Source organism: Streptococcus sp. FSL K6-1323 (genome assembly GCF_038630745.1).
GTDB lineage: Bacteria > Bacillota > Bacilli > Lactobacillales > Streptococcaceae > Streptococcus > Streptococcus salivarius_D.
On record NZ_CP152039.1, the window covers coordinates 943,780 to 970,037 of the forward strand.

Genomic DNA, 26,258 nt, shown 5'->3' on the forward strand with positions numbered 1-26,258 from the left:
ATGCTAATGGCATTTCAAGAATCTACTACGTCCTATTAGGCGCGACACCTTGACTTTTTCCATAAGAATGATAAGATAGTAAGAATTAATTTTTATCTGATAAAAAACATATTGTTTAGAGAGGAAGAAAAGAATGACTGCTATTGATTTTCATAAGTTGGCTAAAACAGAACTACACTGCCATTTGGATGGTTCTCTATCATTGGAAACCATTCGTCACCTAGCTGACTTGGCACAGATTGAGTTACCTGAGGACGATGCAGAGCTCAAACACCATGTGACAGCACCTACTACCTGTGAGAGTCTCCTAGATTATCTTGAGGCTTTTGATTATATTCGTCCTTTGCTTCAAACAAAGGAAGCCTTGACCATTGCGGCTTATGATGTCGTAAAACAGGCTGCTCTTGAAAATGTCATCTATATTGAAGTGCGTTTTGCTCCCGAATTATCGATGGATAAGGGATTGACTGTCGCTGAAACCATTGATGCCGTTTGTCAGGGCTTACGTCAAGCTCAAGAAGAATTTGGTATTGTAGCCAAGGCCCTAGTTTGTGGCATGCGCCAATCGGATCAAGAATTAACGGCTCGTATTCTTGATGAAGCGAATGAGGTTGGAGATAGTGACTTTGTTGGTTTTGATTTTGCTGGAGATGAACATCATTATGGACCTAAAGCGATTAAACCTCTGATTGAGCAAGTCCAAAGTTACAACCGTCCGATGACTTTCCATGCTGGTGAGTGTGGTTGTCCAGCCTTTTTGGCTGAGTCGATTGCCATGGGAATTAAGCGTAATGGCCATGCAACGATCTTGGCTCAAGAGTCTGAGCTTTTGGAAGAGTTTGTCAAAAATGGTGTCACAGGAGAGTTATGTTTAACAAGTAATCTCCAGACCAAGGCAACCGTTACAGTTGATGATTTTCCTTATCTAAAAATGAAAGCGGCAGGGGCTAATATTACTATTAATACGGACAATCGTACCGTTTCTGATACAAACCTGACCAAAGAGTACGAACTCTATCACAAGCATTTTGATAGCTCAGTTCAAGACTTCTATGCTCATAATAAGACAGCAATCGAAGCTTCATTTGCTAGCGATGAGGAGAAAGAAGAACTTCTTGAAAAATTGGCTAAAGCCTATTCATAAGAAGTTATTAGACTGGTAAAACTATATTAGGGTGATAAGATTGAGCCATTTGGAACATCAGTCAAACCTATCATAAAAATAAGGGAGAGAGGCGAACTTTTTCAAAAATTGTTCAGTCTCCCTCCCTTTTACGCTTGGAATTATGATAAAATAAGTACAATACATATTTTAGAGGAGACTGGTTTGGCACAACTTTATTTTCGCTACGGCACCATGAATTCTGGGAAATCCATTGAGATTCTTAAGGTTGCCTATAATTACGAAGAACAAGGAAAACCAGTGGTACTATTGACCAGTCGTTTGGATAATCGAGATGGGGTCGGCTATATCTCGAGTCGTATTGGCATGAAGCGGAAGGCCTATCCTATTGGTGATGGTACGGATATTTTTGGTTACATTGCTAATATGGATCCACGACCTTACTGTGTTTTAGTTGATGAGGCTCAGTTTTTGACTCGTGCGAATGTCTATGATTTGGCACGAATTGTTGATGAGTTAGATATCCCAGTGATGGCTTTTGGTCTCAAAAATGATTTTCAGAACAATCTCTTTGAAGGATCTAAGTATCTTTTGCTTTTGTCTGATAAGATTGATGAGATAAAGACCATTTGTCATTATTGCTCGAGAAAGGCAACCATGGTTCTTCGTATGGAACATGGTAAGCCAGTATATGAGGGAGCACAAGTTCAAATTGGAGGACACGAGAGTTATATCTCTGTTTGTCGAAAGCACTGGTTTAATCCCCCTCAAGAAAACATAATCCCTTTGAATAAGGCCTAAAAACGACTATTAGTTATATAAGGAGTAAAGATAACAAATGAATATTTATGATCAGTTACAAGCGGTTGAAGACCGTTATGAGGAATTGGGTGAATTGCTTAGTGACCCTGAAGTCGTTTCAGACACTAAACGCTTCATGGAGTTGTCACGTGAAGAGGCAAATACTCGTGAAACTGTGACAGCTTACCGTGAGTACAAGCAAGTCATTCAAAGTATCTCAGATGCTGAAGAGATGATTAAGGAAGCAAGCGGTGATCCTGATTTGGAAGAAATGGCTAAGGAAGAGCTTAAAGAATCTAAAGCCGCTAAAGAAGAGTATGAAGAACGTTTGAAAATTCTTCTCTTGCCAAAAGACCCTAATGATGACAAGAATATTATCCTCGAAATCCGTGGAGCCGCAGGTGGTGATGAAGCTGCCTTGTTTGCAGGTGACCTTTTAGCTATGTACCAAAAATACGCAGAAACACAAGGTTGGCGCTTTGAGGTTATGGAAGCATCTTACAATGGTGTTGGTGGTATCAAAGAAGTGGTTGCCATGGTTTCAGGACAATCAGTCTACTCAAAACTCAAATATGAATCAGGAGCACACCGTGTACAACGTGTGCCTGTGACTGAGAGCCAAGGTCGTGTTCATACCTCGACAGCAACTGTTTTGGTTATGCCAGAAGTTGAAGAAGTAGAGTACGAAATTGATCCTAAGGACCTTCGTGTCGATATCTATCACGCATCTGGTGCTGGTGGTCAGAACGTCAATAAGGTTGCGACTGCGGTTCGTATGGTTCACATTCCTACTGGAATCAAAGTAGAGATGCAAGAAGAACGTACACAACAGAAGAACCGTGATAAAGCCATGAAGATTATCCGTGCACGTGTTGCGGACCACTTTGCACAAATCGCTCAAGATGAACAAGATGCTGAGCGTAAATCTACTGTTGGTACAGGGGACCGTTCAGAGCGTATCCGTACTTACAACTTCCCACAAAACCGTGTAACGGATCACCGTATTGGTTTGACCCTTCAAAAACTAGATACAATTTTGGCTGGGAAAATGGATGAAGTCATTGATGCTCTTGTTCTTTACGACCAAACTCAAAAATTGGAAGAGCTTAACAAATGATTCTAGCGGATGTTCTAGCTGACTATGAGAAGCAGCTTGAGGCTGTTGGAGAAGAGCCAGAGGCCCTATCCTTTGTTTATCGTGGTTTGAAGCAATGGGACTTGACTCATTTTGTTCTTCAATTGCGTCAGGAAGTTTCAGAGGAGGATGCTGAGCTATTAGCTCATGTATTTAGCCAACTAAAGAATCACAAGCCTGCCCAGTATATCTTGGGCTATGAAGTCTTTCATGGTTTACGTTTTCAGGTTGATGAACGAGTCTTGATTCCACGTCCTGAAACTGAGGAATTAGTGGACTTGATTTTAGCGGAAAACCCAAGCACAGAGCTTAAGGTTCTTGATATTGGAACTGGGAGTGGTGCTATTTCGGTATCCCTGAAAAAGAGTCGCCTCCTTTGGCAAGTAACAGCTAGTGACTTGTCAGTTGATGCGCTAGAGCTTGCCAAGGAGAATGCTAAGCTAAATCAGGTAGACATTAGCTTTGTTCAATCGGATGTTTTCGAAAATATTTCTGGCAGTTTTGATATCATTGTGTCAAATCCTCCCTATATTTCTGAAAATGATAAGAACGAAGTTGAGGTCAATGTCTTGGCTAGCGAGCCAAAGATGGCCTTGTTTGCTGATGAAGAGGGACTTGCCATTTATAGACAGATTATTGAGGAGGCAGATAGGTATTTGACTCCTAGTGGAAAGCTCTACTTTGAAATTGGCTATAAGCAGGGAATGGATTTGAAAAAGCTCTTGTCTCTACATTTTCCAGATAAGCGAGTGCGTGTCCTTAAGGACCAATTTGGACAAGATAGAATGGTCGTGATTGATGATGAAAAATAAGAAAGTGTTAAGAGAAATCTTGTCTGACGGTGGCGCAGTCGTTCTTCCTACAGAGACTGTCTATGGTCTATTTGCTAAGGCTTTGGATGAGAGTGCTGTGAACCATGTCTATGAGCTGAAAAATCGTCCTAGAGATAAAGCCATGAATTTGAATGTCGCTTCTTATGAAGATATCCTGTCTTATTCGAAAGAGCAGCCCAAATATTTGAAACAATTGTATGATGCTTTTTTGCCTGGACCTTTGACTATCATTTTAAAAGCTAATAATAAAGTCCCTAAGTGGATTAATTCGGGTTTGGCGACGGTTGGCTTCCGTTTACCAGACCATCCTGTTACTAGAGAACTGATTCAAGCGGAAGGTCCTTTAATTGGTCCCTCAGCCAATAAGTCTGGGAAGGCTAGTGGTCGGTATTTCGACGATATTAGAGTACAATTTGATTTTCAGGTGACTGGCTATCAAGATGACGCTGCCTTGTTGGGTGTAGATTCGACGATTTTGGATTTGTCTGTTTCACCTGCTAGGATTCTCAGACAAGGGAAAATTACAAAAGAAGACCTATTGGCGGCTCTACCAGAGTTGACCATAGAATAAATGACTAACAGAGACCTATGGAAGTGTGAGATAACTTCCGACTATATGCGGGCGAGTTGATTGAAAGCCCATTAGACCTCAAAGGAGACCTCTATGATTTTTGATAAAGAAGATTACAAAGCATTTGACCCTGAACTATGGAACGCCATCGATGCTGAGGCAGAACGTCAGCAAAACAATATTGAGTTGATTGCCTCTGAGAACGTAGTATCTAAAGCTGTTATGGCTGCTCAAGGAACTCTCTTGACTAACAAGTACGCAGAAGGCTATCCAGGTAAACGTTACTATGGTGGTACAGACGTGATTGATGTGGTTGAGTCTCTTGCTATTGAGCGTGCCAAAGAACTTTTTGGAGCAAAATTTGCCAACGTGCAACCTCACTCAGGTAGCCAAGCCAATGCTGCTGTTTACATGTCATTAATCCAACCAGGTGATACGGTTATGGGAATGGATTTGTCAGCGGGTGGTCACTTGACACACGGTGCACCAGTTAGCTTCTCTGGTAAGACCTATAACTTCGTCGCTTACAATGTAGATAAGGAAACTGAACTCCTAGATTATGATGCCATTCTTGCGCAGGCTAAAGAAGTGCAACCAAAACTCATCGTGGCTGGTGCTTCAGCTTACTCTCGTATCATTGATTTTGCTAAATTCCGTGAAATTGCCGATGCTGTAGGTGCTTACCTCATGGTAGATATGGCTCACATTGCAGGTCTTGTAGCGTCTGGTCATCACCCGAGTCCAGTTCCTCATGCACATGTGACAACTACAACAACCCACAAGACGCTTCGCGGTCCTCGTGGTGGTTTGATTTTGACTGATGATGAAGCTATCGCTAAGAAATTGAATTCTGCAGTCTTCCCTGGTTTGCAAGGTGGTCCTTTGGAACATGTTATTGCTGCCAAGGCTGTTGCTCTTAAAGAAGCACTCGACCCTGCCTTTAAGGAATACGGCGAAAATGTTATCAAAAACGCTGCTGCTATGGCGGACGTTTTCAATCAACATCCAGATTTCCGAGTAATTTCAGGTGGAACTAACAATCACCTTTTCTTGGTTGATGTCACTAAGGTTGTTGAAAATGGTAAGGTTGCGCAAAATGTTCTTGAAGAAGTTAATATTACTTTAAATAAGAATGGTATTCCATATGAGCAATTGTCTCCATTCAAGACATCTGGTATCCGTGTTGGTAGTCCAGCTATTACGAGTCGTGGTATGGGTGAAGCTGAGAGCCGTAAAATTGCTGAATTAATGGTTCAAGCTTTGGAAAATCACGATAAACCTGAAGTTTTGGAACACATTCGTGGAGAAGTTAAAGCTCTTACAGATGCCTTCCCACTCTATTAAAAACTATGTTAGATTTATATATTAAACGCATTATCATTCACCAGTTTTCGCCAAATGATACGGAGCTGGTTTTAGCTGAAGGACCTCTTGAAATAACGCCTCGCTTAGATGAGTATTTTCGAAAGAAACTCTCTAAAGTTTTCTCAGATGAGGCTAAACGGGGCTATTTCGATGCGGAAAATGTTTTTATCAGTCATCTAGGAGATGATTTGATGCAAAGTTCTGTTAAAATTTCCCAACTTTGGAAGGAAGAATTTGTCATTTCTGAAGATCAAAAGACCAATGATTTGGTCTTTATTCAGTTTGATAAAGAAGGGCAAGAATATTTTGCTTTCTTGCGTATTGCTCTCAAGGACAGTTTGATTCATTCTTTGGGAGATAGTCAGCATCCTATTCAATTGTCACAAAATAATTTGCCATCTGCGGCTCAGACACCTGATGAAGCTTTGGTAATCAATCGTAGTAGTAAGCAGTATTATTTGATTGAAAAGCGAATCAAGCATAATGGAAGCTTTGCCAATTATTTCTCTGAGAATCTCTTGCAGGTCCAACCTGAGCAGTCTGTTAAAAAATCAATTAAGATGGTTGAAGATACTGCTCAGAAGATTGCTGAGAATTTTAATCAGGATGACTTTAATTTCCAAGGAAAAATGAAATCAGCTATTTTTAATAACCTGGAAGAAGACCAGGAGTTATCACCTGAAAAATTGGCGGACCAGCTCTTTGATAATAATTTGACAGCTCGTTTGACCTTCGTTGATGAGCTCAAAGAGGCCATACCTGAACCTATCTCAGTATCAGATATTGATCATTCACGTCAAATTAAGAAATTGGAGAATCAAAAATTATCGTTATCGAACGGAATTGAGTTAATCGTGCCTAATAATGTTTATCAGGATGCCGATAGTGTTGAATTTATTCAAAATCCTGATGGCACCTACTCTATTCTCATCAAAAATATCGAGGATATCATCAATAAATAATATGTTTAAATGGATAAGACGTCTGGCGGTTTTTGTCGTAGTCCTCATCATAGGTATCCAATGTTATCGAACCCATGCCAATATTCAACATGTCTTAACCTATGAATCCATGGTTAAGGAGGTATTGGCTGAGGACGACATTGATAATACAACCAATGTCGATTTGGTGTTGGCTATGATCTACACAGAAACCAAGGGGAAGACAGATGACGTGATGCAGTCCAGTGAAAGTTCTACAGGGGTGACTAACTCCATCACAGATCGAAAAGAAAGTATTCGTCAAGGGGTGACGGTGCTGTCAGAAAATCTGGAAGAAGCTGCCCACCATAAGGTGGATCCTTGGACAGCAGTACAAGCTTATAATTTTGGTAAGGCCTATATCGATTATGTGGCTGATAATGGTGGAGTTAACACCGTCGAATTAGCAAAAGCTTATTCAAAAAATGTCGTTGCTCCAAGTCTAGGAAATATCAGTGGAGAAACTTACACCTATTACCAACCGGTTGCCATGTACTATGGTGGCGGAAAACTTTATACAAATGGCGGAAATATTTATTACGCCAAAGAAGTGCAGTTTAACCTCTTTTTGATGCGTATGTTCTCTCGTCTCTAAGAGGATACGCTTCATTCTTAAGGAAAGACAAATGAAAGCATTATTAGTTTATTTTAAAGGATATGTCAAAGACAGCATCCTGGGACCCGTTTTTAAATTAATCGAAGCCAGTTTCGAACTTTTGGTCCCACTAGTCATTGCTGGAATTGTCGACACAACTATTCCAAATAAAGACAAAAATCATCTCTTTTTGATGATTTTTATCTTGTTTGGACTTGCCGTTATTGGTGTTGTCGTTGCTATTTCAGCACAGTATTTTTCATCAAGAGCAGCAGTTGGTTATGCGCGAGTCTTGACCAATGACCTCTATGCGAAAATCATGCGTTTATCAAAGGAAAAGCGGGATGAGATTGGAACTTCAAGTTTGGTAACACGCCTGACTGGTGATACCTTTCAAATCCAAACGGGGATAAATCAATTTTTGAGGCTCTTTTTGAGGGCGCCGATTATCGTGACGGGAGCCATTATTATGGCATTCCGAATCAGTCCACGCTTGACCCTCTGGTTTATTGGTATGGTCTTGGTATTGACCCTTATTATTGTACTAGCTAGTCGCATCGTCAATCCTTTATATGCCAAGATTCGAGTGATTAATGAGTCAATTGTTACTAATACGCGCCAACAACTTGAAGGTATGAGGGTTATTCGTGCCTTTGGTCAGAGTGAGCGTGAATTAGATAATTTCACGACTGTAAATAAAGACCTGAAGAAGTGGCAACTCAAAACAGGCGTGATAGCAAGTCTCATTGGTCCTTTGACTTTCTTAGTTGTTAATATGACTTTGATTGCTGTCCTTTGGCAAGGAAATCTGCAAATTCAAGGGGGACTCCTGTCTCAAGGGATGCTGATTGCTCTGGTCAATTATCTCTTGCAAATTTTGACGGAGCTTCTTAAATTGGCTATGATGTTGACCAATCTTAACCAGAGCTTTATTTCGGCGAAAAGGGTACAAGCTATTTTTGAACTCCAAGATGAGGATATTGAGGCACCTTTAACACTAAGAAAACCAGATCAGTCGGAAACAGGACTTGCTATTGACCACATGACTTTTACCTATCCGACAGCTAGTCAACCGTCACTACAAGAGATTGATTTAAAGATTGCTAGAGGTGAGTCACTGGGTATTATTGGTGGTACTGGCTCGGGTAAATCGACCTTGGTAAACTTAATCATGAACTTATATCAACCTCAGATTGGTTCTTTAGCTATTTTCAAAAATCAACAATCACCAAAAAATCTTAAAGAGTGGCGTTCTTGGGTTGCTTATGTCCCACAAAAAGCTGAGTTATTTAGGGGAACCATTCGTTCAAACTTATCACTAGGACTTGATCACGAACCAAGTGATAAGGAATTGTGGCATGCTCTTGACATGGCTCAGGCTGCTGATTTTGTTAAAGACAAAGATCTTGGTTTAGATGAGCCAGTTGAGTCATTTGGCCGTAATTTTTCGGGGGGTCAACGTCAACGTTTGACTATTGCGCGTGCGCTGATGAGACCAGCACCATTCTTGATTTTGGACGACTCCACTTCAGCCCTAGATTACTTGACTGAAAGTCGTCTACTAGCGGCTATCAGAGACAATCTTAAATCAACGAGTTTGATTATTATTTCGCAAAGAACAAATAGTCTAAAAGCTGTTGATCAAATTTTGGTGCTTGATAAGGGACATCAAGTTGGCTTAGGTAATCATGAAGAATTGCTTGCCACAAATAAACTCTATCAAGACATTCATTATTCTCAACATCAAAAGGAGGTCGCTGATGAAGGCTAGAAATAATAAATCAACGCTTAAACGTTTAAGTAGAGATATCTTAAGTCAGCGTTACCTCTTTGCCTTAGCAACTGTTGGGACCATTATTCAAGTTGCCTTAACGGTTTACTTACCTATCTTAATTGGTGATGCAGTGGACGCTGTTCTTAAGATGAACGCCGTTCTATTGATGTCACGTTTAATTTGGCAGATGCTTGTAGTTATCTTAGCTAATAGTGCAATCCAGTGGCTTAACCCTTTGATTTATAATCGATTAATTTATTCATATAGTGAAAGTTTACGTGAACGAGTCATGATGAAAATCCATGCTATGCCACTTAGTTACCTTGATCGTCAAGGAACTGGAGACATGGTTAGCCGTGTGACTACAGATAGCGATCAGTTAAACAACGGACTTCTCATGGTCTTTAACCAATTTTTCGTTGGGCTTTTGACTATCTTTGTCATAATCATTACCATGGCTCGCTTAGACTGGTTCATGATGCTATTAGTTCTAGTGATGACGCCTTTGTCAATGCTTGTGGCACGTTTTATCGCAAAGAAGAGCTACCAACTCTATCGCAATCAAACTAAATGGAGAGGCATGCAGACTCAGTTGATTGAGGAAAGTTTGACTCAAGAAGCTTTAATACAGAGTCTAAATGCTCAAGACCAGATGGTTAGGAGTTTTAAAGACGTCAATGGTAAGTATGCTGATTATTCACAGGGTGCTATCTTTTATTCGTCAGCGGTTAACCCAGCTACACGTTTTGTTAATAGTCTGATCTATGCTCTTATTGCAGGTGTTGGGGCCTATCGAATCATGTCGGGTGGTGCTTTCACAGTGGGACAATTGACTACCTTCCTAAATTATGTGACTCAGTATACGAAACCTTTTAATGATATCTCATCTGTTCTATCTGAACTTCAAAGTGCTTTGGCCTGTGCTGATCGCCTTTATATGATATTGGATGAAGAGGAAATAACAGAAACAGGTAAGGCGGTCTTGGAAGAAGCAGATGTGCAGGGACGTTTTCAATTTGATCATGTCCAATTTGGCTATTTGCCTAATAAACCTCTTATCAAGGATTTGAGCATTGAAATCCCTGAAGCAAGTACTGTTGCCATTGTTGGCCCTACAGGAGCGGGAAAATCTACCTTGATAAACCTACTTATGCGTTTCTATGATTTGGATAAGGGGAACATTCTACTGGACGGTAGACCTATTACCGATTATACTCGTGAGAGTCTTCGGAAACAGATTGGGATGGTCTTGCAGGAAACTTGGCTTGAGGTTGGCACTATTCATGATAATATTGCCTATGGTAATCCAGAAGCCAGTCGTGAAGAAGTTATAGCAGCGGCCAAGGCTGCCAACGCAGATTTCTTTATTCAGCAGTTGCCTCAAGGCTATGACACCTACTTGAATGACGCTGGGCAATCCCTTTCTCAGGGACAACGTCAGCTTTTGACCATTGCTCGCATATTTGTCAATGTGCCTAAAATCTTAATCTTGGATGAAGCCACTTCTAGTATCGATACCCGTACAGAGCTCCTCATTCAAGAGGCCTTCGCTAAATTAATGAAAGGTCGAACAAGTTTCATCATTGCCCATCGATTGTCTACCATCGAAAATGCGGACCTTATTTTGGTCATGAATAATGGAGATATCGTTGAACACGGAACCCATGAACAACTGATGCAAGCTAAGGGAATGTACTATCGTATGCAGACGGCCCAAAAGACACAAAATAGTTAAATCCGACAGAGCTTTTAAGCTCTGTTTTTTTATGATTTTAGCCAATCATTTATCACGGAAACTTATTAATGAAAAAGAAATGAAATTTAGTTATTTTTTCTTTTTTATTGGAAAAAATACTGATAAGATGGTAAACTAAAGAGGATATTATATAAAAAAAGGTATCGAAAATTAGAATGTTAAAACATAAAAACGTCCTGGTATTTTTAGGACAAACCTTGCTTTATTTCGCCATTTTTATGGCCCTAATTTATCTCTACAATTACCTAGGACAAGGTCAAGGTAATTTTATCTATAACGAATTTTAGGAAGAATAATGACGAATACAAAAATTAAAGATATGATCGAAACGATTGAGCAGTTTGCTCAATCACAACCTGACTTTCCTGTTTACAATATTTTAGGGGAAGTTCATACTTACGGTGACTTAAAAGCTGATTCGGATAGCCTAGCTGCCAAGATTGATAGTCTTGATATTCCAGAAAAATCACCTGTTGTGGTTTATGGCGGTCATGAGTATGAAATGTTGGCAACTTTTGTCGCTTTGACTAAATCTGGTCACGCCTATATTCCAATAGACAGTCACTCAGCTCTTGAGCGCGTGACGGCAATTGTTGAAGTAGCAGAGCCTAGTCTGATTATTGCTATCAATGACTTCCCACTTGAGGATGTCCAAGCTCCAATCCTAACATTGGACCAAGTGATAGCAGCTTTTGAAAGCAAGACTAGCTACGAAGTGACTCATCCTGTTAAGGGGGATGATACTTATTACATCATCTTTACATCAGGAACTACAGGTAAGCCTAAAGGGGTACAAATTTCACACAATAATCTCCTCAGTTTCACTAACTGGATGATTACGGACAAGGAATTTGCGACTCCAACACGTCCACAAATGCTGGCTCAACCGCCTTATTCATTTGACTTATCGGTAATGTACTGGGCACCTACATTGGCACTTGGAGGAACACTTTATGCTCTTCCTTCAGCTATTACACAGGACTTCAAGAAGCTCTTTGAAACGATCTTCTCACTTCCAATTGCCATTTGGACATCAACACCATCTTTTGCAGATATGGCAATGTTGTCTGAAGACTTCAATGCAGAGAAGATGCCAGAAATTACGCATTTCTATTTTGATGGAGAAGAGTTGACTGTCAAGACTGCTCAAAAGCTTCGCCAACGTTTCCCAGAAGCACGTATTATTAATGCTTACGGACCAACTGAAGCAACTGTAGCCTTATCAGCAGTAGCAGTAACTGATGAGATGCTGGCTAACCTTAAGCGTTTGCCGATTGGTTATACCAAGGAAGATTCACCAACTTATATTATCGATGAGGATGGCAATATCCTTCCAAATGGTCAACAGGGTGAAATCATCGTATCAGGACCAGCAGTTTCAAAAGGCTATATGAATAATCCTGAAAAGACTGCTGAAGCCTTCTTCGAGTTTAATGGCCTTCCTGCCTACCATACTGGTGATGTGGGAACGATGACTGATGAAGGTCTCCTTCTTTACGGTGGACGCATGGACTTCCAGATTAAATTTAATGGTTTCCGTATTGAGTTAGAGGATGTTTCACAAAACCTTAATAAGTCTAAGTATATTGATTCAGCAGTAGCTGTGCCACGTTACAATAAAGACCATAAGGTTCAGAACCTCTTGGCTTATGTGATTCTTAAGGATGGTGTTCGTGAGCAGTTTGAACGTGAAATTGATATCACCAAGGCGATTAAGGCTGACTTAGAAGATATTATGATGTCTTACATGATGCCTACTAAGTTCCTCTATCGTGAGAGCTTGCCTTTAACACCAAATGGGAAAATCGATATCAAGGGTCTTATCAGTGAGGTTAACAACCGATGATTGACTTCTTGAAACAGCTCCCCCATTTAGAAGCCTACGGTAATCCCTTCTATTTTATCTATCTTGGATTAGCTCTATTGCCAATCTTTGTGGGTCTCTTCTTTAAAAAGCGTTTTGCGATTTATGAATGTTTGGTCAGTCTAGCCTTTATTGTTCTCGCTCTGACAGGAACACATGCTAGCCAATTACTAGCCTTACTTTTCTATATCGTTTGGCAAATCATCTGGGTTTATTCCTACAAACATTACCGTAGTAAAAAGGACAATAAATGGGTTTTCTATTTACACTCATTTCTTGTAGTCCTTCCCTTGATTTTTGTTAAGGTAGAGCCTGCGATAAATGGTACTCAGTCACTCTTAAACTTTCTTGGCATTTCTTACTTGACCTTCCGATCAGTTGGTATGATTATCGAGATGCGGGATGGTGTCTTAAAAGAGTTTACACTTGGAGAATTCCTCCGATTCATGCTCTTTATGCCAACCTTTACGAGTGGTCCTATTGATCGCTTCAAACGCTTTAACGAAGATTACCAAGCGATTCCTGAGCGAGACGAGCTGATGAATATGTTGGAGCAAGCTGTCAAATATATCATGCTTGGTTTCCTCTATAAGTTTGTTTTGGCTCAGATTTTCGGAAGTATGCTCTTGCCTTCACTGAAAGCACAAGCTTTGGCTCAGGGTGGTATCTTTAATTTACCAACACTTGGTGTCATGTATGTTTTCGGTTTTGATCTCTTCTTTGACTTTGCGGGTTACTCGATGTTTGCCTTGGCAGCATCATACCTTATGGGGATTAAGAGCCCAATCAACTTTGACAAACCTTTCATCTCACGAGACTTGAAAGAATTTTGGAATCGTTGGCATATGAGTTTGTCTTTCTGGTTCCGTGACTTTGTCTTTATGCGTTTGGTTATGGTTTTGATGCGAAACAAGGTTTTCAAAAATCGTAACACGACATCAAATGTGGCCTATGTCATTAATATGATGGTTATGGGATTCTGGCATGGAGTTACCTGGTACTACATTGCTTATGGTATTTTCCATGGTATTGGTCTAGGAATCAATGATGCCTGGTTACGTAAGAAGAAAACTATTAATAAAGAGCGTAAGAAAGCAGGTCTTGAGCCACTTCCTGATAATAAATGGACGAAGGCTTTGGCAATCTTTATTACATTTAACACTGTTATGTTGTCATTCTTGATTTTCTCTGGATTCTTGAATGACCTCTGGTTCACTAAAAAATAAGTAAAGGAATTATAAAAAATGGATGTAAAATCAGAAGTTATTGAAATTATTGATGAACTCTTCATGGAAGATGTTTCAGACATGATGGATGAAGACCTTTTCGATGCTGGTGTTCTTGATTCTATGGGAACAGTTGAGCTTATCGTTGAATTGGAATCACGTTTCGATATTCGTGTGCCAGTTTCAGAATTTGGTCGTGATGACTGGAACACAGCTAATAAGATTGTTGAAGGGGTAACGGAGCTTCGCAATGCTTAAGCGTTTATGGCAAATTTTTGGCCCTATAATCTGTGCCTTAGTCTTGGTAGTAATAGTTATTTTTTCCTACCCTCAAGGCAGAAAACATAGTTATGAGGTTGAAAAACGTAACGCAGTAACCTTGACAACTGAGAACTTTAAGAGTCGTATTAATAAGACGACAGCTCTTTCTGATAAGAATCATCGATTTGTCCCTTTCTTTGGGTCTAGTGAGTGGTTGCGTTTTGATGCCCTTCATCCAGCTGTTTTAGCTGAAAAATATGACCGTAACTATCGCCCATATTTTATTGGACAACGTGGGGCTGCCTCTCTAAACCAATATTTGGGAATGCAACAAATGCTTCCTGAATTGAAAAATGGGACAGCAGTCTACGTCTTGTCACCACAGTGGTTTACTAAAAAAGGTTACAATTCTGCGGCTTTCCAGCAGTTCTATAATAACGACCAACTTAGTAGTTTCTTAAGTCAAAATCAGACGGATGCAAATTCTCAATATGCTGCTCAGCGTATCTTAGAGATGAAACCTGAGATTACTATGAAATCTCAACTTTCTAAAGTGGCTAATGGGCAAGATTTAAATTCTCTTGATAAGACTTATATTCAAATTATGGCAGAGCTTAATAAGCGAGAAGATGCCTTGTTCAGTCCTTTTGCAGCATCAAATAATGCAAATTACGACAAGAAGGTTCTTCCTTATCTTAAAGAGTTGCCAGACAAGCTCTCTTACGAGGCACTTGACCAGGTTGCCGTAAGAGATGCAGAAGCCCATACCAAGTCAAACGACTTTGGTATCGATGACCGTTTCTATAAGAAACGTTTGGCTAAAAAGATTGGTAAACTTAAAGGGTTCCAAAAGAATCTTTCGTATGAAGTTTCACAAGAATACGGTGACCTACAGTTGGTGTTAAATCAATTTGCTAAGTCAAATACTAACGTCATCTTTGTCATCCCACCTGTTAATAGCAAGTGGATGGCTTATACGGGATTAAGTCAAGAAATGTATGATGCTACGGTTTCTAAAATCTGTTATCAATTAGAAAGTCAAGGCTTTACCAATATTGCCGATTTTTCAAAAGATGGAGATCAACCTTACTTCATGCAAGATACCATTCATATGGGATGGAAAGGATGGGTAGCCTTTGACAAGGCTGTTGATCCATTTGTAAGTAATCCAACACCTGCACCTAGCTATAACTTGAACGACCGCTTTTATAGTAAGGATTGGGCAGGTTATACAGGGGCTCCTAGTCAGTTTAAGTAGCATTACTTAATAAATCAAAAAGGCTTGTTAAAGCCTTTTTATGTTATGATCTTTCCACGGTATCACCTTCATAAATTATAAAAAGGATTGGGAATTACGCCAATCCTTTTTATCCTTTTAAGTTTTATAATATGTTAAACAGATGGTTATTTGTTTTTAGTTAGAGCTTTTCGAATTAAATCTGCAGGGATAATCAAAACCGCGATAAGAAGTGCAACGATATAGTGTTGAACGTCCATAGGAACGGTACTAAATACTTTTCCACCGAATTGAATGATCAAGGTTTGAACGACAGCAATAGAAATCATTACAATTGAGAATTTCTTGTTTTCGCCGATATGTTCAAAAACATTGAATCCATTACTACGTGTATTAAGTGAGTTGAAAATGACAGCATAGATAAATACTGTAAAGGTGAATGTTGTTACCATTTCAAAGTTGCCAGTTCCATTTGTGATAAAGTCTTGGATACCACCAACATTTTTAAGAATAGCTAAACATACAAGAGTAATGAAGACGCTAGCTACACCAATAGCAGATTTCATATAGCCAGTAAGAATATTTGCCTTCTTAGCAACTGGCTTTTCATTCATGTAACGATCTAGGGTAGGCTCTTCACCAAAGGCAAGGGCAGCAAGTGTGTCCATGATAAGGTTAATCCAGAGAATTTGGATAATTGTAAATGGTTCTTTGAGGCCCAAAAGTGGTGAGAGAAGTGACATAGCAATTGTAGTCACGTTAACGGTTAATTGGAAGATAATGAATTTACTTACTGACTTACTCATAGTACGTCCATAGAGGACGGCTTTTTCAATCGAAGTCAATGAGTTATTCAAGATAACGATATCTGAGGCTTCACGTGCGACTTCAGTACCATCACCCATTGAGAATCCGACATCAGCCGATTTAAGGGCAGGTGAGTCATTGACTCCATCACCTGTCATACCAGCAACCATATCGAGGTCTTGAGCTGCCTCAATAAGACGTTTTTTATCCATTGGAAGGGCACGACTGACCACTTTTAAGTGAGGCAATTGTTGTTTGAGTTCTTGATCTGAGAGGGCAGAAAGTTCATCGTGAGTAAGGACAAGGTCATTTTGACCAGTAACGATACCGGCTTCTTTAGCGATAGCAACAGCGGTTTCTTTACGGTCACCAGTTACCATAACTACTTGAACCCCTGCACGGTTCATTGTTTCAACAGTTTGTTTAATTGAAGAACGAACGTTATCACGGATACATACGATACCAATTAAAACTTTATCATTACCATCTGTATTGAGGATAGCAAGTAAACGCATTGAACGGTTAGCTTGTTCCAATGATAATTCTTGGAAACGAGCTTTAATATCATCTGTAAAGTTTTGTTTATTACCATCTTTATCAAGATAGTAGTAGCAGTCATTTAGGATGAATTCTGGAGCACCTTTGATGTAGGTTTTTCCGTCCTTAGTCGTTACACTTGCGAATTTTGTTGCTGAGTTGAATTGTTGCTTCTCAGTAATAGTATTTGTATCAAAATCAAGTTGAGAACGTCCGATAAGGAAATCAAGAAGTGCACGGTCAGTGGCGTTACTACCAACAGCACTGCCATCAGCTACCATGGCGTCGTTATTAAGACCGATACCATTAATCATTTCAGCTTTAAGGCTATCTGACATTGTGTCAAAATCAGGAGCGTCAGTTTCACCAGTAGCTGCATAAAGTGTTCCATCAGCAAGGAAGAAGTCAACTACAGATAGTTTACCTTCAGTGATAGTACCAGTCTTATCACTGAAGAGGATATTCATGTATCCGGCTGTTTCAATGGTATCAGGATGGCGAACCAAGATATTTTGTGCTAAAAGTCGACCTGAGTTCATTGAAGAAACGAGTGCCAACATCATTGGGAGACCTTCTGGAACGGCCATGATGATGATTGTAACCGCAAAGAGAATGGTTTCAATGATAAGAAGGAAGATTGAACCACCATTGAGGTTATTAGCCTTATTGAGGGCAATAAAGCCTAAGACAAGGTTGATTACTGAATATGCAACACCTGCACTATAACCGAGGACACCGATGTTTCCAGCCAGCTTGTTGAGTTTTTCTTTGGATGGTGAATCTTTACTATCTTCTTGAAGAGAAGTATTGATGCTTCCTAGAACGGTATTATCACCAATTTGTGTAGCTTCCATAACGGCTTCGCCTGAAGTAACAACTGTACCACGGAAGACTTTGAGCTCTGTAAAGAGGTCGGAAGAGTCTGGCTCTGCTTGATCACCAAGAGGAAGTTTTTTAGCATCTTCACTTTCACCATTAAGGACAGCTTGGTTTACTTTTAATTCACCTTCCAAGATGATACCATCAACTGGGATCTTGTCCCCTGATTGAAGGAGAATCTGATCACCTTTCACAATATCATCAACGAGAACCTCTTTAAGTTTACCATCACGATAAACCTTAGCATTAGTTTTTGAAGCCTCTTCCTGAAGAGTGTTGAACTTTTGCTCATTTCGGTATTGTGAGACTGCTGAAAATCCTGTAGACATCAAAATGGCGAAAATTAGTGAGATAGCCTCATACCAATTAGCTTCACCAATAGCAGGGAAAATCATTCCAACAAAGTTGAAGATGATTTTTAATCCTAAGGCAGCCAAGAGGATAAGAATCCATTGATCTTGGAAGGCTTCGATAAAGATTGAGAGGAGCGAGTTTGCCTCTTTACTAGAGAGCCTATTATCGCCATGGGCGTTTTTACTTGCTTGAACTTCAGCAGAAGTCAAGCCTTTAAATTTTTTCATTTAAGGTTTTGTATCCTTTCTAAATTATTACTGAGTTTTAAGGCTAGTAAATTATAAGCCAAAAAGTTCATCATTACAGTCACGATAACTGAATAACCATCAGTAAGTATTATACTTTATTTTACTATTAAGTTGTTGATTTTTCACCAATAGAATATTGAAGTTTCTTTTCTCTTTAGCAAGTGTAGGAGTGTACAAAGAACCCGCATTTTTTATTTAGAGATAATTCTGTTTTTTCACCTTCAATTCATACAACCCTCTCACCGCATTGCATCCATAGATGGCCTGAGCCTGTTCCATATCTTTTAAGGTCAAGACTTTTTCTTTAAGCTTATTATCAGCAATAAGTCTTTGTCTGTAGATGCCATTTAAGAGGCCGAGGTGAACGGGTGGTGTGTAGAGTTGGTCTTTGATTTTAAGAACGATGTTACCGATAGAGGTTTCTAGGAGTTGCCCCTCATGATTATAATAAATTTGTTCGTGAGGTTCGATACTAAGGTGAGGACGGTAACTTGTTTTGAAGAAGGTATAGGGGCTATCCAACGGATGCCTTTGCTCAACTAACCTTGCTTGGCAGAAGTCATTAGATAAGTTTGTTAATTGGGTATGTTCAAACTTCAGTTCACCATCTTTTGCAAGTGACATTTTAAGACGGTAGTCTTTGTCAAGGTTTAGTGATTGGCACAGAGCTTCGACTTGATAGTGTGCTTTTTCTGCATTGAAAGGATAGTCAAAGTAGCGACTGCTCTCTTGCAAGCGTTTCATATGCTCCTCAAGAAATAGCAGTTTTCCTTGATGGACACGACCAGTTGAAATGAGATTGAATTTGGGGTTCTGACGGTATAGAACAGCAGCTTTTTGCTTGGTTTCTTCATATTCAGCTTCCCAGTTGCTATCCCAGGTAATACCTCCTCCGACACCATAGATAGCTTTGGTTCCTTCCATTTGTAGTGTTCGAATGGCCACGTTGAAAATACTAGGTCCCTGTGGCATCAAGATACCAATAGCTCCACAATAGACACCTCGAGGCTGTTTTTCAACCTTCTTAATAATCTCCATGGTTGCTATTTTTGGGGCACCTGTAATCGAGCCGCATGGAAAAAGGGCTTGGAAGACATCGCTTAAACTACTATTTGGTAGGAGTTGCGTCTCAATAGTCGAAGTCATTTGCCAAACCGTAGAGTATTGTTCAACTTGGCAAAGGCTCTTGACATCCTCACTTCCTATTTTTGAAATACGATTCATGTCATTTCTAAGAAGATCGACAATCATCATATTTTCAGAGCGATTTTTCTGATCCTGAGCTAGCCACTGGGCTTGTTTGAGGTCAGATTCACTTGTCAAACCACGATTAGTAGTACCTTTCATAGGACGAGTGGTCAATCTATCACCATCTTTTTTAAAAAAGAGTTCTGGGCTTATGGAAATGATAGAGACATCATCGTGCTGAATAAAGGCATTGTAATGTGCATTTTGCTCAACAACCAATCGGTTATAGATGGCAAAGGGATCAGCTGTCAGGTTCTGTTGAAGTTGAACAGTATAATTGACTTGATAAGTATCACCTTGTCGAATATGGTGGTGTATTTGCTCAATAGCAGCCTTGTATTCCTCTGCAGAAGTTAGCTCTTGCCAAGATTTTGGTAAGGCAATTGGCTCATAAGCAAGTGGAATAGGCTCTATTTGAACAGTTTCATGAATAGTGAAGTAGAGGAGATACTCTGACATTAATGGACCAGCAATAACCTGAAATTTTGTCTCGAAGGCAGGAGCTGCTTCATAGGAAACATAACCTACTGCATAATAGCCCTTATTTTGATAGGCTTCGACTTCAGTTAAGAGATGCTTAACTTCCTTAATGTCCTTTGTTTTTAGTTCTTTAATGGCGTCTGTAAAGATTTGTCTGACACCAAGTTCTTTAAAATCAATAACAGTTTTCTTATGCATACTTAGAGTATAACATAAGAAGTTTCCCTCTGGTTCTTTTTCATGTTTTAATTCTCTTTCTCAAAATTTTAACTAAAAATGAACTTTTTTGACAGTTTTACATATGTTATAATAGTGGTGACTAAAAGAAGATTTCAGAGGGAAGTATGACAAAAAAAAACAATTTAAAGAAGGGTAACAGCAGTTTTTTACATAAAAAAATGAAAAGAGGGACATCTAAAAGTAATTCATGGAAGCATCAAATGTACGAGCTAGAAATTGCCATTGCTAAAGAGTCAAGTAACAAAAAAAGAAATGAACTTATTAAAATTCATAATAGCTATATGAGTGAGTATGATAGCTTAAAGAAACAAATCATTTGGTTAGTCGTATTGGGAATTTGTTTCTTATTGGTACTGGTAGTTTTTGGTTATTATATTTGGAAAAGTTACAATAGTGAGAATATGTCTTATACATCATCTTGGATTCAAGAGAAAGTACTGAGCACCTATAGAGCTTAGTATCCTAATCCTAGTAAATAATAGAGTCTCTAGACAAAAGTCTAGGGATTTTTTGTTAAAAAAGGTTTTATCAGGTTGATGTATAGTTATTAGCTATAACAATATCTAAACAAAAGGAGATAACGGTAGCTAGAAACCCATTACTTTATAGGTTATAGTCTAAAACTATATATAGAGAAAACTAATAGCAATTATACAGCCACCCATTTCTTTGGTAAGATAAGTTCAACAACAAAGAGGAGGACACAAGATGTCAACTACTATCATTGGTTTCCCACGTTTGGGTGAATTCCGCGAATTAAAATTTACAACAGAAAAATACTTTAGAAATGAAATTACTGCAGATGAACTCTTAGCAACAGCCAAAGACTTACGTGCAAAACACTGGAATATTGTTAAAGAGAAGGGTATCAGTGAAATTCCTTCAAATGATTTTTCACATTACGATAACTTCCTTGATGCAGCTTTCCTTTTCAACGTCGTACCTGAATCTGTTCAAAACTTGGATTTGACAGATCTTGAACGTTACTTTGCTTTGGCGCGTGGTTACCAAGGTGAAAAAGGGGATGTACGTGCCCTTCCTATGAAAAAATGGTTTAACACTAACTACCATTACATCGTTCCTAAATTTGAAAAAACAACAGAAGTTAAACTTGCTGGTCACAAGATTTTTGATGAGTACCAAGAAGCTAAAGAATTGGGACTTAACACACGCCCAGTTGTGGTTGGACCATTCACTTTCCTTCAATTGTCTGATTTTGAAGATGGTGTAAAAGCTGAAGACTTCGTCGACAGCCTGGCTGCTGCTTACCAAGAAGTCTTCGCAAAATTGGCTGAGCTTGGTGCGACTCGTATTCAACTCGATGAGCCAGCCCTTGTTAAAGATTTGACAGCTGAAGAAAAAGCTCTCTTCTTGAATATCTACAACAAACTCTTGGCTGATAAAAAAGGTCTTAAAGTCTTGATCCAAACTTACTTTGGTGATGTTCGTGATGTCTACAATGATCTTGTGAACTTGCCAGTTGATGGTATTGGTCTTGACTTTGTTGAAGGTAAGAAAACACTTGAATTGGTTAAAGGTGGTTTCCCAGCTGATAAGACTCTCTATGCCGGTATCGTCAACGGTAAAAACATCTGGCGTAACAACTACGAGAAGAGTCTTGAAATTCTTGAACAAGTTCCAGCTGAAAATGTTGTTTTGACAACATCTTGCTCACTTCTTCATGTACCATTTACAACTGCTAACGAAGAATTTGAACCAGCTATCTTGAACCACTTTGCTTTTGCGGTTGAAAAATTGGACGAATTGCGTGATTTGGATGCTATCCGCAATGGTCAAGGTGCAGAAGCCCTTGCAGCCAACAAAGAACTCTTTGCGACTGAGCGTGTTGGTGAAAATGCTGAACTTCGTGCTCGTATTGCAGGCTTGACTGAAGCTGATTACACTCGTTTGCCAGCATTTGCAGAACGTGAAGTGATTCAAAAAGATGCTTTCAAACTTCCATTGCTTCCAACAACAACTATCGGTTCATTCCCTCAAACTAAGGAAGTTCGTGCTAAACGTTTGGCTTTCCGTAAGAATGAATTGTCACAAGAAGAATACGATGCATTCCTTGCTGAAATCACTGATGAATGGATTAAATGGCAAGAAGAAGTTGGATTTGATGTGCTTGTACACGGTGAATTCGAACGTAACGACATGGTTGAATACTTCGGTCAAAACTTGTCAGGTTACCTCTTCTCTAAAAACGGTTGGGTGCAATCATATGGTATGCGTGGGGTTAAACCACCAATCATTTGGGGTGATGTGACTCGTCTTAACCCAATCACTGTGAAATGGTCTAGCTACGCACAAAGCCGTACTGACAAACCTGTTAAAGGTATGTTGACTGGACCTGTTACTATCCTTAACTGGTCATTCCCACGTGAAGACATCTCTATCAAGGATTCAACTCTTCAAATTGCTCTTGCAATCAAAGATGAAGTTCTTGACCTTGAAGCTGCAGGCGTTAAAATTATCCAAATTGACGAAGCTGCTCTTCGCGAAAAATTGCCACTCCGTCGTAGTGACTGGTACGAGGATTACCTCGACTGGGCTATTCCAGCCTTCCGTTTGGTTCACTCAACAGTAGCACCAGACACACAAATCCACACTCACATGTGTTACTCAGAATTTACAGATATCATCCCAGCTATCGACAACTTAGATGCTGACGTTATCTCATTTGAAGCTAGCCGTTCAAATCTTGAAATCTTGGATGAACTTAAAGCTCAAAACTTCCAAACAGAAGTTGGACCTGGGGTTTACGATATCCACTCACCACGTGTCCCACAAGACGGTGAAATTGACCACACTATCGAAGCAATCTTGGCTAAAGTACCAAGCGGTAAAGTTTGGATCAACCCTGACTGTGGTTTGAAGACTCGCGGAATCAAAGAAACTAAAGAAAGCTTGATCAAGCTTGTAGAAGCTGCAAAAGCAGCTCGCGAAAACTTGTAAGCAGAAGTTATCATACGTTGAAGACCTTCTTCCTTAAGTGTAGAAGGTTTTCAATAGCGAATAATTTTCTAAAGATTTTTGCAAGCAGGCTATGATTAACAAGTGTTTAACTGAACTCATGAAGTCAGTAGGCACTTAAAACAGCTTTCGTCTTAACAAAAATCTAAAAAGAAGAAGGTATAAAATATGACAAGCCAAACACCATCACTCTCTTTTGAAGTCTTTCCACCTAACCCAGCAGTAGGTAATGAAAAAATCCTACGTGCTCTTGAGGATATGCAAGGATTGGCTCCACACTTTATCAGTGTGACAGCTAGTAATAACAAATATAATATCAAAGAGACGACGGTTCCTTTGGCAGATCATATTCAAAATGACCTAGCTATCCCAACGATTGCCCACCTTCCAGCTATCTATTTGAGTAAAGAAAAGGTTGCTGATACCTTACGTGACTTGGATGCCGTTGGTGTACACCGTATCTTAGCCCTACGTGGCGATATCATTCCTGGTGTGGAACCTCTTAAAGACTTTAAATATGCCACTGATTTGATTGAATTTATCAAGGAAGAAGCTCCTCAATTTGATATCATCGGTGCCTGCTATCCTGAAGGGCATCCAGATTCGCCAAATCAAATCTCTGATATCCAAAACCTTAAGAAAAAGGTTGATGCAGGTTGTTCTGGTCTTTTAACCCAACTCTTCTTTGACAATGAACGTTTCTATGATTTTCAAGATAAATGTACCTTGGCTGGAATTGATGTACCAATTCATGCGGGTATTATGCCAATTTTGAATCGTAACCAAGCTCTACGTTTGCTTAAGACTTGTGAGAATATCCATTTGCCACGTAAGTTCCGTGCCATTTTGGATAAGTATGAGCATGATCCTGAGTCACTTAGAGCGGCAGGTCTTGCTTATGCGATTGACCAGATTGTCGACCTTGTTACTCAAGATGTTGCAGGCGTTCACCTCTACACCATGAATAATGCAGAAACTGCTCGTCATATTCACGAAGCGACTCATTCCTTATTTAAGCATCATTCACAAGTTAGCGCTCTATAATTGAATCATAAAACTACCACCTATAGTTTAATCTATAGGTGGTTTCGTGTTTATAGTATGAAAAAAGTGACTTCCTTAATTCTAGTAGTGTAATGTATAAAAAAGACTCAGAGCTAAGCTCTAAGTCTTAAATATTACTCGCCTACGAAAGCATTGATTTCTGCTTCGATATTCGCAATTTTTTCTTTAGCATCTGCTTCAGATTCACCAACTGTAGCGATGTAGAATTTGATTTTTGGTTCTGTACCTGAAGGACGAACGGCAAACCATGAATCATCAGCCAAGATGTATTTAAGCACGTTACTTGGAGGAGTTGTCAATTTTTCAACGCCGTCAGCAGTAGTAGCTGTTTGTTCCAAGAAGTCTTCTGTCTTAGCAATGTCTGTGTTGTTGAATTGTTTAGGAGCATTGCCACGGAATTTATCCATGATTTTCTTGATTTCAGCAGCTCCGTCAACACCTGAAAGGGTAACAGAGATGGTTTTTTCTGCGAAGTAGCCGTATTGTTTGTAGATTTCTTCGATACCATCTGCCAAAGTCATGCCACGTGAGCGGTAGTAAGCTGCGATTTCAGCAACGATAAGAACAGCTTGGATAGCATCTTTGTCACGTACGAATGGTTTGATGAGGTAACCGAAGCTTTCTTCGAAACCAAGCATGTAAGTGTGGTTGTGTTGTGTTTCAAATTCATGAATTTTTTCACCAATAAATTTGAAACCAGTCAAGACGTTAAACATCGTTGCGCCGTAGCTTTCTGCAATCTTAGTAACCAACTCAGTTGATACGATTGATTTACAGAGGGCAGCATTGGCAGGAAGTGTACCAGCTGTTTTGTGAGCTTCAAGAATGTATTTAGCAATGATAGCTCCGATTTGGTTACCAGAAAGGTTGAGGTAAGAACCATCTGGTTGACGAATTTCAACACCAAGACGGTCAGCATCGGGATCAGTTGCAACCAATACATCAGCGTCTACTTTGCGACCAAGTTCTTCAGCAAGAGCAAATGCTTCTTGGTTTTCAGGGTTTGGAGATTTAACGGTTGAGAAGTCAGGGTCTGGTACAGCTTGCGCTTCAACAACTTGTACAGCTTCAAATCCAGCTTGCGCAAGAGCACGACGTGCCAACATTTCACCAGTACCATGAAGTGGAGTGTAGACAATCTTCATGTCACGACCGTATTCATTGATTAAGTCTTGGTTGATGTTAACGCCTTTAACTTCTTTCAAGTATTCAGCGTCGACGTTTTCACCGATAACTTCAATCAAGCCGCTAGCTTTGCTTTCTTCAAGGTCAGCCAATTGCACAGTGAAAGGATTTTCGATAGCACGGATGTAGTCTGTCAATGCATCTGCATCTGCTGGTGGCATTTGTCCACCGTCTTCTCCGTAAACCTTGTAACCATTAAATGGTGCAGGGTTGTGGCTGGCTGTTACCATGATACCAGCAAATGTGTGAAGATGACGTACTGCAAATGACAATTCAGGTGTTGGACGAAGGCTTTCAAATACGTAAGATTTAATACCGTGAGCTGCCAAAACTTGTGCAGATTCAAATGCAAATTCTGGAGAGAAGTGACGGCTGTCATAGGCAATAGCAACACCACGTTTTTTAGCTTCTTCCCCTTTTGAGTCAATCAATTGGGCCAAACCTTCAGTTGCTTGGCGAACAACGTAAATGTTAATGCGGTTAGTACCAGCACCAATCAATCCACGCATACCAGCTGTACCGAATTCAAGGTTGGTATAGAAGGCATCTTCTTTCGTTTTTTCATCCATTGCGACCAACTCATCATGAAGGTAAGCAGGCAATTCAGCGAAGTCGAGCCATTTTTGATAATTTTCAGTGTAAGACATAGCAATCTCCTTTATATTTTTAACCGCTTACATTATAACAAATTTTTTCAGAAAATTCTAGCGATAATTGT

At 39.7% G+C, this 26,258-nt stretch carries 21 protein-coding genes; 18 read left to right on the forward strand and 3 right to left on the reverse strand.

The genetic code is table 11. The features are described from left to right. The first annotated feature begins 133 nt into the window (after positions 1 to 133). The 15 genes from add (at position 134) to dltD (ending at position 15,542) form a co-directional block, all read left to right on the forward strand. Entirely contained in the window at positions 134 to 1,144 is a 1,011-nt protein-coding gene (gene add, locus NST80_RS04170) for an adenosine deaminase (RefSeq protein ID WP_342504641.1), read from the forward strand. Positions 1,145 to 1,327: 183 nt separating this feature from the next. Then, positions 1,328 to 1,924, forward strand: coding sequence for a thymidine kinase (locus tag NST80_RS04175; protein ID WP_004182369.1), 597 nt, complete (start codon positions 1,328 to 1,330; stop codon positions 1,922 to 1,924). A gap of 37 nt (positions 1,925 to 1,961) precedes the next feature. Then, on the forward strand, positions 1,962 to 3,041 hold the full coding sequence (gene prfA, locus NST80_RS04180; protein WP_004182370.1) for a peptide chain release factor 1: 1,080 nt from the start codon (positions 1,962 to 1,964) through the stop codon (positions 3,039 to 3,041). Continuing rightward, positions 3,038 to 3,871, forward strand: a complete 834-nt coding sequence (gene prmC, locus NST80_RS04185; RefSeq protein ID WP_004182371.1) for a peptide chain release factor N(5)-glutamine methyltransferase — start codon at positions 3,038 to 3,040, stop codon at positions 3,869 to 3,871. The genes prfA and prmC overlap by 4 nt, the downstream gene beginning before the upstream one ends. Next, positions 3,858 to 4,463, forward strand: coding sequence for an L-threonylcarbamoyladenylate synthase (locus NST80_RS04190; RefSeq protein ID WP_342504642.1), 606 nt, complete (start codon positions 3,858 to 3,860; stop codon positions 4,461 to 4,463). Before prmC ends, NST80_RS04190 begins: the two co-directional genes overlap by 14 nt. Before the next feature lie 93 nt (positions 4,464 to 4,556). Continuing rightward, positions 4,557 to 5,807 (forward strand): serine hydroxymethyltransferase, encoded by a 1,251-nt coding sequence (glyA, locus tag NST80_RS04195; RefSeq protein WP_342504643.1) that lies wholly within the window; start codon positions 4,557 to 4,559, stop codon positions 5,805 to 5,807. Between the two features lie 5 nt (positions 5,808 to 5,812). Then, positions 5,813 to 6,790, forward strand: a complete 978-nt coding sequence (locus tag NST80_RS04200) for a nucleoid-associated protein (RefSeq protein WP_342504644.1) — start codon at positions 5,813 to 5,815, stop codon at positions 6,788 to 6,790. A gap of 1 nt (position 6,791) precedes the next feature. Next, on the forward strand, positions 6,792 to 7,403 hold the full coding sequence (locus NST80_RS04205; protein ID WP_073949933.1) for a lysozyme family protein: 612 nt from the start codon (positions 6,792 to 6,794) through the stop codon (positions 7,401 to 7,403). A 31-nt stretch (positions 7,404 to 7,434) separates the two neighbouring features. After that, positions 7,435 to 9,174, forward strand: a complete 1,740-nt coding sequence (locus NST80_RS04210; RefSeq protein WP_342504645.1) for an ABC transporter ATP-binding protein — start codon at positions 7,435 to 7,437, stop codon at positions 9,172 to 9,174. Beyond that, complete coding sequence (locus NST80_RS04215; RefSeq protein ID WP_201041760.1) at positions 9,164 to 10,912, forward strand: ABC transporter ATP-binding protein; 1,749 nt, start codon at positions 9,164 to 9,166, stop codon at positions 10,910 to 10,912. Before NST80_RS04210 ends, NST80_RS04215 begins: the two co-directional genes overlap by 11 nt. 176 nt (positions 10,913 to 11,088) lie before the next feature. Further along, positions 11,089 to 11,220, forward strand: a complete 132-nt coding sequence (locus tag NST80_RS04220; RefSeq protein WP_002885174.1) for a teichoic acid D-Ala incorporation-associated protein DltX — start codon at positions 11,089 to 11,091, stop codon at positions 11,218 to 11,220. Positions 11,221 to 11,228: 8 nt separating this feature from the next. Beyond that, positions 11,229 to 12,779: a D-alanine--poly(phosphoribitol) ligase subunit DltA gene (gene dltA / locus NST80_RS04225; protein WP_227039397.1), complete on the forward strand. Its 1,551-nt coding sequence runs from the start codon at positions 11,229 to 11,231 to the stop codon at positions 12,777 to 12,779. Continuing rightward, positions 12,776 to 14,023 (forward strand): D-alanyl-lipoteichoic acid biosynthesis protein DltB, encoded by a 1,248-nt coding sequence (dltB, locus tag NST80_RS04230; RefSeq protein WP_342504646.1) that lies wholly within the window; start codon positions 12,776 to 12,778, stop codon positions 14,021 to 14,023. Before dltA ends, dltB begins: the two co-directional genes overlap by 4 nt. A gap of 18 nt (positions 14,024 to 14,041) precedes the next feature. Next, positions 14,042 to 14,281, forward strand: coding sequence for a D-alanine--poly(phosphoribitol) ligase subunit DltC (dltC, locus tag NST80_RS04235; RefSeq protein WP_002891149.1), 240 nt, complete (start codon positions 14,042 to 14,044; stop codon positions 14,279 to 14,281). Then, entirely contained in the window at positions 14,274 to 15,542 is a 1,269-nt protein-coding gene (gene dltD, locus NST80_RS04240) for a D-alanyl-lipoteichoic acid biosynthesis protein DltD (RefSeq protein ID WP_073687013.1), read from the forward strand. Before dltC ends, dltD begins: the two co-directional genes overlap by 8 nt. A 146-nt stretch (positions 15,543 to 15,688) precedes the next feature. Here dltD and NST80_RS04245 read toward each other — a convergent pair whose 3' ends face one another. Together NST80_RS04245 and pabB are read right to left on the reverse strand one after the other, a co-directional pair. Then, positions 15,689 to 18,325: a calcium-translocating P-type ATPase, PMCA-type gene (locus NST80_RS04245; RefSeq protein ID WP_118171865.1), complete on the reverse strand. Its 2,637-nt coding sequence runs from the start codon at positions 18,323 to 18,325 to the stop codon at positions 15,689 to 15,691. Between the two features lie 216 nt (positions 18,326 to 18,541). Continuing rightward, complete coding sequence (gene pabB, locus NST80_RS04250; RefSeq protein ID WP_014633029.1) at positions 18,542 to 20,272, reverse strand: aminodeoxychorismate synthase component I; 1,731 nt, start codon at positions 20,270 to 20,272, stop codon at positions 18,542 to 18,544. 146 nt (positions 20,273 to 20,418) lie between these two features. Here pabB and NST80_RS04255 point away from each other — a divergent pair, with 146 nt between their 5' ends. The 3 genes from NST80_RS04255 to metF all read left to right on the forward strand — a co-directional run bounded on the left by NST80_RS04255 (position 20,419) and on the right by metF (position 24,334). Next, positions 20,419 to 20,772, forward strand: a complete 354-nt coding sequence (locus NST80_RS04255) for a hypothetical protein (RefSeq protein ID WP_045001669.1) — start codon at positions 20,419 to 20,421, stop codon at positions 20,770 to 20,772. 250 nt (positions 20,773 to 21,022) lie between these two features. Continuing rightward, the gene (gene metE / locus NST80_RS04260) at positions 21,023 to 23,272 is read left to right on the forward strand and encodes a 5-methyltetrahydropteroyltriglutamate--homocysteine S-methyltransferase (RefSeq protein ID WP_118171863.1); all 2,250 of its coding nucleotides are present in this window, start codon (positions 21,023 to 21,025) and stop codon (positions 23,270 to 23,272) included. Between the two features lie 186 nt (positions 23,273 to 23,458). After that, positions 23,459 to 24,334 carry a methylenetetrahydrofolate reductase [NAD(P)H] gene (gene metF, locus NST80_RS04265; RefSeq protein ID WP_021144026.1) on the forward strand — a complete coding sequence of 292 codons (876 nt, stop codon included), beginning with the start codon at positions 23,459 to 23,461 and terminating at the stop codon, positions 24,332 to 24,334. A 134-nt stretch (positions 24,335 to 24,468) separates the two neighbouring features. On the opposite strand, the gene NST80_RS04270 is transcribed toward metF, so the two are convergent. Beyond that, positions 24,469 to 26,187 carry a phospho-sugar mutase gene (locus NST80_RS04270; protein WP_004182081.1) on the reverse strand — a complete coding sequence of 573 codons (1,719 nt, stop codon included), beginning with the start codon at positions 26,185 to 26,187 and terminating at the stop codon, positions 24,469 to 24,471. Positions 26,188 to 26,258 lie beyond the last annotated feature (71 nt).

Coding starts and splice junctions, on each gene's coding strand:
- prfA (WP_004182370.1), top strand. CDS start 1,962: ATGAATATTTATGATCAGTTACAAGCGGTTGAAGACCGTTATGAGGAA.
- prmC (WP_004182371.1), top strand. CDS start 3,038: ATGATTCTAGCGGATGTTCTAGCTGACTATGAGAAGCAGCTTGAGGCT.
- glyA (WP_342504643.1), top strand. CDS start 4,557: ATGATTTTTGATAAAGAAGATTACAAAGCATTTGACCCTGAACTATGG.
- NST80_RS04220 (WP_002885174.1), top strand. CDS start 11,089: ATGTTAAAACATAAAAACGTCCTGGTATTTTTAGGACAAACCTTGCTT.
- dltD (WP_073687013.1), top strand. CDS start 14,274: ATGCTTAAGCGTTTATGGCAAATTTTTGGCCCTATAATCTGTGCCTTA.
- dltB (WP_342504646.1), top strand. CDS start 12,776: ATGATTGACTTCTTGAAACAGCTCCCCCATTTAGAAGCCTACGGTAAT.
- NST80_RS04255 (WP_045001669.1), top strand. CDS start 20,419: ATGACAAAAAAAAACAATTTAAAGAAGGGTAACAGCAGTTTTTTACAT.
- dltC (WP_002891149.1), top strand. CDS start 14,042: ATGGATGTAAAATCAGAAGTTATTGAAATTATTGATGAACTCTTCATG.
- NST80_RS04200 (WP_342504644.1), top strand. CDS start 5,813: ATGTTAGATTTATATATTAAACGCATTATCATTCACCAGTTTTCGCCA.
- metF (WP_021144026.1), top strand. CDS start 23,459: ATGACAAGCCAAACACCATCACTCTCTTTTGAAGTCTTTCCACCTAAC.
- NST80_RS04210 (WP_342504645.1), top strand. CDS start 7,435: ATGAAAGCATTATTAGTTTATTTTAAAGGATATGTCAAAGACAGCATC.
- NST80_RS04215 (WP_201041760.1), top strand. CDS start 9,164: ATGAAGGCTAGAAATAATAAATCAACGCTTAAACGTTTAAGTAGAGAT.
- NST80_RS04245 (WP_118171865.1), bottom strand. CDS start 18,325: ATGAAAAAATTTAAAGGCTTGACTTCTGCTGAAGTTCAAGCAAGTAAA.
- add (WP_342504641.1), top strand. CDS start 134: ATGACTGCTATTGATTTTCATAAGTTGGCTAAAACAGAACTACACTGC.
- pabB (WP_014633029.1), bottom strand. CDS start 20,272: ATGCATAAGAAAACTGTTATTGATTTTAAAGAACTTGGTGTCAGACAA.
- dltA (WP_227039397.1), top strand. CDS start 11,229: ATGACGAATACAAAAATTAAAGATATGATCGAAACGATTGAGCAGTTT.
- NST80_RS04190 (WP_342504642.1), top strand. CDS start 3,858: ATGATGAAAAATAAGAAAGTGTTAAGAGAAATCTTGTCTGACGGTGGC.
- NST80_RS04270 (WP_004182081.1), bottom strand. CDS start 26,187: ATGTCTTACACTGAAAATTATCAAAAATGGCTCGACTTCGCTGAATTG.
- NST80_RS04205 (WP_073949933.1), top strand. CDS start 6,792: ATGTTTAAATGGATAAGACGTCTGGCGGTTTTTGTCGTAGTCCTCATC.
- metE (WP_118171863.1), top strand. CDS start 21,023: ATGTCAACTACTATCATTGGTTTCCCACGTTTGGGTGAATTCCGCGAA.